The 6001-nt window shown below is 55.3% G+C and carries 2 protein-coding genes and 1 pseudogene; all 3 read right to left on the reverse strand.

From position 1 onward, the window contains the following. Nucleotides 1-406: 406 nt before the first annotated feature. Nucleotides 407-1843, reverse strand: a complete 1437-nt coding sequence (locus tag KP708_RS14105; protein ID WP_215757203.1) for an efflux transporter outer membrane subunit — start codon at nucleotides 1841-1843, stop codon at nucleotides 407-409. Beyond that, nucleotides 1840-4909, reverse strand: a pseudogene (locus KP708_RS14110) (efflux RND transporter permease subunit). Before KP708_RS14110 ends, KP708_RS14105 begins: the two are co-directional and overlap by 4 nt. Nucleotides 4910-4915: 6 nt before the next feature. After that, nucleotides 4916-6001 (reverse strand): efflux RND transporter periplasmic adaptor subunit (locus KP708_RS14115; protein WP_215757204.1); only part of this gene is annotated, 1086 nt, incomplete at its 5' end.

Genomic DNA, 6001 nt, shown 5'->3' on the forward strand with positions numbered 1-6001 from the left:
ATTCCAAGAATATAATTAAAATGTCTTACTATATAGTTGTAAAAATTTGTTATGTAATTTTTAATAAACATACTTGTTAATACTATATAAGTAAGAAATAGTTTTATAATTTCTTATCATTATCCGGATAAGGATCGAATACCAGATGAATGCAGATGCATAACCCATTTGAAGGAATAGACATTTTTACTCTACCTGGAAAGCAGAGTAAAAATGGCAGTCAGCACTATTTTTATCGTCTAGAAAATCAGAAATTGGGCTGACAGAACGTCAAAAAACGGTTCCTCGCTCCCTCCGCACACAACAGATGCCTAAATGTATCCCGTTCTCCGTTATCGGTCTCATTGCAACCGTCATTCTCCAGGGATCAGCTCTAAGTCTGTTACGCTTAGAGCGCGCCAGACAATCATTTTGGCGAAACCGTCTTCTGGCTCCAGCCACCGCCAAGCGCCCGGTAAAGCGTGACGAGGTTCTGGAACCGGGCCGCCTGAACCAGAATGGCATTCTGCTGGGCCTGATAAAGCGTTCTCTGCTGCTCGAGCGTCGTCAGATAGCTGTCGATCCCGGCATCATACCGCATCTTCGCCAGGTCATACGCCTTCTGTGACTGATCAACGAGGGACTGCATATGGCGGTCCTGAGACAGATACGTCTCACGGGCCGTCAACGCATCCGACACTTCCCGGAAAGCCGTCTGCACAGTCTTTTCATACTGTGCCGCATATTGAAGCTTCTGCGCCTTCGCCATCAACAGATTGCCTTCACTCTGGCCCCAGGTGAAAATCGGCAAACTGATGGACGGTGAGACAGTCCATGTCTCCGCACCAGGCGTGAACAGCTTGCGGAACTGGAGCGAGCTTGTGCCTTCCGAAGCTGTCAGTGTCACTTTCGGGAAGAACGCGGCGCGTGCGGCACCAATATTCGCGTTGGCACCGATCAGAGTGTGTTCGGCAGCCACGATGTCAGGCCGCTGTGCAAGCAGATCCGACGGCAGACCTTCCGGGAGGTTCGCGATCATGGTCTGCGTACCGAACGGCGCCGGTGGCGGCAGATCGGCGGGCAGAGGCGTTCCGACCAGCAACTGAAGCGCATGCTCGTCATCCGCTACGGCGCGGGCATACTGCGCCTCATTGGCGGAAGCCTGCTCAACCTGGGTTTTGACCTGCGCAAGCGTGAGCGCATCCGTTTCGCCATTGTCATACGACAACTGCGTCAAACGCAGGGTTTCTCCCTGCGACTTCAGCGTCCCGCGTGTGACACGAAGCTGTTCCCTGTCAGCCAGCCATTGAATGTAGGTTGTCCCCACCTGTGACACGGTGGTGAGCAGAACATTCCGGGCATTCTCCACGCTGTTAAGAACAGTTTCAGCCTGCTGCCTCGTCAGATTGCGAATACGTCCCCAGAGATCCACCTCATAAGACGAGAATCCGATGGACGTCTGATACAGGCGCAAGGTGGAAACAGAAGTACCCAGTCCTGGAGCAAACGAGAAGCCCGCCGTATCAGACGGCGCCATGAACATCCCCTGCCCCCCAGCAGAAATAATGGGGAACAGGGACGCATTCTGGATTTCATACTGCCCACGCGCAACCGTGACAGCCGCTGCCTGCGCCGCCAGATCACGATTGTTCTTCAGAGCCAGCTGAACGAGCGCCTTCAACCGCGGGTCGGTATAGAAATCCTCCCACCCGAGATTGGCAACGCTGCTGACCGCAGGTGCATTTTTTGCACCTGTGTCGGCAGGATAACCATTCTGCACAGCCTGCGTTGGCTGGTGGTATCTGGGAGCCATGTTGCAGCCGGAAAGCATCAACAGCGCGGCAAATCCAAGACGGGCCTTCATGCGCCGTGCTCCCCTTCAATGGCAGGTGTCGCCTTATTATCCAGATGGGCATAGGCATCCTTGCGATCCCGGATCCGGACCACACGGAACAGACGCAGCACCACCACGAAGAATACCGGCACGAAGTAAATCGCAAGCAAGGTTGCAGACAGCATGCCGCCCACCACGCAGGTTCCAATAGCCACACGTGCAGCAGAGCCCGCCCCCGTTGCGATCGCAAGCGGGAACACACCACAGACGAAGGCAATGGACGTCATGAGAATTGGCCTCAGACGTTCACGCCCGGCTTCAATCACGGACTCTTCCAGAGACTGCCCTTCTTCGAAGAAAGCCTTGGCAAATTCCACAATCAGGATCGCGTTCTTCACAGACAGGCCCACTGTCGTCAGCAGACCAACCTGGAAGTAAACGTCATTGGAAAGGCCACGGCCCAACGTTGCAGCAATCGCTCCAAGCACACCCAGTGGCAGCACCAGAAGTACCGCAAAAGGAATGGCCCAGCTTTCATAAAGCGCGGCAAGACAGAACATGATCACGATAGCTGCCAGAGCATAAAGCGGCCCCGTTGAACCACTGGATGCAAGCTGTTCGTAGGACAGACCCGTCCACTCATACCCGATGCCACGTGGCAGCTTGGCGAGGATCTTCTCCATCTCGCTCATAGCCTGACCGGAACTGGACCCAACGGCGGGCTGCCCCTGAATCTCATAGGAGTTCATGCCGTTGTAGTCTTCGACCTTCTGCGGGCCGCTTTCCCACGTACCTGAAGCAAAGGCATTGAACGGAACCATCGTGCCCGTCGTATTACGGACATACCAGCGGTTTAGATCTTCCGGCGTCATACGTGCCCAGGGTTCACCCTGGATATAGACCTGCTTCACACGGTCATCGCGCATGAACTGGTTGACGTAGATGGAGCCAAGAGCACCTTCCAGCGTCGTGTTGATGTCCGCGTTGGTCAGACCAAGTGCGTTTGCACGTTCACGGTTGATGTCCAGCTTGAACTGTGGCGCATCTTCCATACCGAGCGGACGAACAGCCTGAAGCAGCGGATTTTTAGCTGCTTCCATCAGCACCTGATTACGCGCAGCCAGCAGTGCTGCGTGACCCAGATGTCCTGTGTCCTCAAGTTCCAGATCGAAACCGGTAGCATTACCCAGCTCCATCACGGCAGGAGGATTAACTGCGAAGATCTGCGCGTCCGGATCCATCCAGAAGTGCATCATGATTTCACGAGACACAGTCATCGTCGTATGGGCCGCACCGGGACGCTGATCCCAAGGCTTCATTCTAATGAAGAACGCACCCGCAGACTGGCCCTGTCCAGCGAAGCTGAAGCCGTTCATCGTGAAGACAGACTGAACGTAGTCCCCGTAATTTTTCAGGACGTAATCCGTAATCTTCTGATTGACGGCCGCCGTCTGCTCCTGCGTTGCGTTATTCCTCATCGTGACCTGGCCAAAGATGATCCCCTGATCTTCGTCAGGAAGGAATCCACCGGGCACACGAGTAAACAGGAACACCACACCCGCGGTCAGCAACAAAAACACGATCATGCTGACAACAGGAGCGCGGATCAGCCACTTCACTCCACCCAGATAACCATTGGTCAGGCGATCAAAATTGCGATTAAACCAGGCTGCCGGACCACGCTCATGTCCCTTATGGGTCGGTTTGAGCATGGACCCGCAGAGTGCCGGCGTCATGACCATAGCCACCAGAACAGACAACCACATGGCGGCAACAATGGTGATGGAGAACTGGCGATAAATCACACCGGTAGAGCCACCAAAGGCAGCCATCGGCAGGAACACGGCCGTCAGAACCAGCACGATACCAATCAGGGCGCCGGAAATCTCATCCATGGACTGACGGGCTGCTTCCTTGGGAGACAGGCCCTCATCCGTCATCACACGCTCAACGTTTTCAACAACGACGATCGCATCGTCCACGAGCAGACCAACAGCCAGAACCATAGCCAGCATGGTCAGCGTGTTGATGCTATATCCCATCACGGACAGGAGCCCGAACGTGCCCAGAAGAACAACCGGAACAGCAATCGTCGGGATCAGCGTGGCGCGGAAGTTCTGAAGGAAGATCAGCATCACGAAGAAGACGAGAATGATGGCAATAACCAGCGTCTCGATGACTTCCTTAATAGAAAGCGTGATAAACGGCTCGGTATCCAGCGGATAAACCAGCTTCAGACTATGAGGGAAATAACGCTGCAGGTCCGTCATCTTGGCGCGAACTGCGGCCTCTGTCTGAAGCTGGTTAGCACCCGGCGCCAGCTTCAGCGCCATCGCAGATGCAGGATGACCGTTATAGACGGAACCCAGAGCATAACTCTGTGCGCCCAGTTCAACACGGGCCACGTCGCTCAGGCGAACCTGACTGCCGTCTTGCTGGACCTTGAGCAGAATCTTGTTGAATTCTTCAGGCGAACTCAGACGCGTCGGGCCGATCACCGTCGCATCAAATCCGATACCCTTCTTTGCGGGAAGACCACCCAGTTCACCAGACGAAACCTGAATATTCTGTGCCTGAATGGCAGACTGCACATCCCCAACCGTCAGCCCGTAATTATACAGCCGGGACGGATCCAGCCAGATTCGCATGGCATACTCAGAGCCAAACAGCGTGTGGTCACCCACGCCTGACACACGCGACAGTGGATCAGAAATATTGGAAGCCACGTAATCTGCGATGTCTTGGCCAGACATGCTACCATCTTCGGAAATGAAGGCCAGAACCATCATGAAGTTCTTGGTGGCCTTCGTAACGCTCAAACCCTGAGCCGTCACTTCGGAAGGCAGACGCGGCTGCGCCAGCTGGAGCTTGTTCTGAACCTGAACCTGAGCAATGTCAGGATTGGTCCCCTGCTCGAACGTCAGATCAATCTCCATCTGGCCGCTCGCATAGGACGACGCAGACAGATACTCGAGATGATCCAGACCATACATCTGCTGCAGGATCGGACGGACGACCGTATTGTTCACGGATGATGATCAGACCGATCACCCAGGCAAAGATCGGCCGATCAATGAAAAAGCGTGAGAGCGTCATGTGCTGTTACTCAGCCTTTCCCGCAGGAACGTCCTGAGGTGCGACCTTCGCACCCGGCTGAACCTTCTGCAGACCGTTCACGATGATCTTGTCGCCAGCCTTGACGCCGCCCGTCACCAGCCAGTCCTTGCCAACTGTCCGGGACGTCTGGATAGAGCGCTGCTGCACCTTGTTTTCTGCATCAACAATCATCACAAAGGGGTTGCCCTTAGAATCACGCTGGACAGCCACTTGCGGCACCAGAATGCCGTTCGGATCGATACCTTCGCGGATATGGGCATGTACAAACATTCCCGGCAGAAGCAGATGATCCGGGTTCGGGAAAACGGCTCGCATGACAAGCGTTCCCGTTGCAGGATCGACCGTGACTTCCGAAAGCTGGAGCTTGCCGCGCTGCGGGTAGTCTGAATCGTCTTCAAGCTTGAGGCCAACAGCGGCGGCATCATCGCCCTTCCGCTCAACCTGCCCCGTTGCCAGTTCATGCTTGAGACGCAGCATGTCCGAAGCTGCCAGATTGACGTCCACATAGATCGGATCAAGCCGTGTCACGACTGCGATCGGCTGTGTCTGTCCTGCCGTGAGCAGCGCCCCCGGCGTGTAAAGCGTACGGCCGATACGGCCATCAATCGGCGCGCGGACATGGGTGTAATTGAGATTGACTTCAGCAGCCTCAAGATTGGCCTTCGCCTGAGCAACCTGCGCTTCAGCTTCGCGGGCCGTTGCAAGCGTGTTGTCATAGTCCTGTGAGCTGACAGCATGCGCCTTGACCAGCGGCGCATAACGGCGAAGCTGACCAGCCGCGCGCGTGGCAACGGCCTGAGCATTCATAAGCTGAGCCTTAGCCTGGTCATAAGCAGCCTGATACGGCGCAATATAAACCTGGAACAGCTGCTGCCCTTTTTTGACGTCCGCACCCTGCTCAAAGTCACGCGAGACAATCACACCATTCACCTGCGGCCGGATCTGCGCCTGTTCATAGGCATCCGTTCGGCCGGGAAGAGACGTCTCCAGCGTAACCGGCTGGGTTTGCAGCGTCATGACGCCAACAGGCTGTGGCGGCAATTGCGGAGCGGCAGCTTTCTTCTGACAGCC

Source organism: Gluconobacter sp. P5H9_a (assembly GCF_018812085.1).
GTDB lineage: Bacteria > Pseudomonadota > Alphaproteobacteria > Acetobacterales > Acetobacteraceae > Gluconobacter.

Coding starts and splice junctions, on each gene's coding strand:
- KP708_RS14105 (WP_215757203.1), bottom strand. CDS start 1,843: ATGAAGGCCCGTCTTGGATTTGCCGCGCTGTTGATGCTTTCCGGCTGC.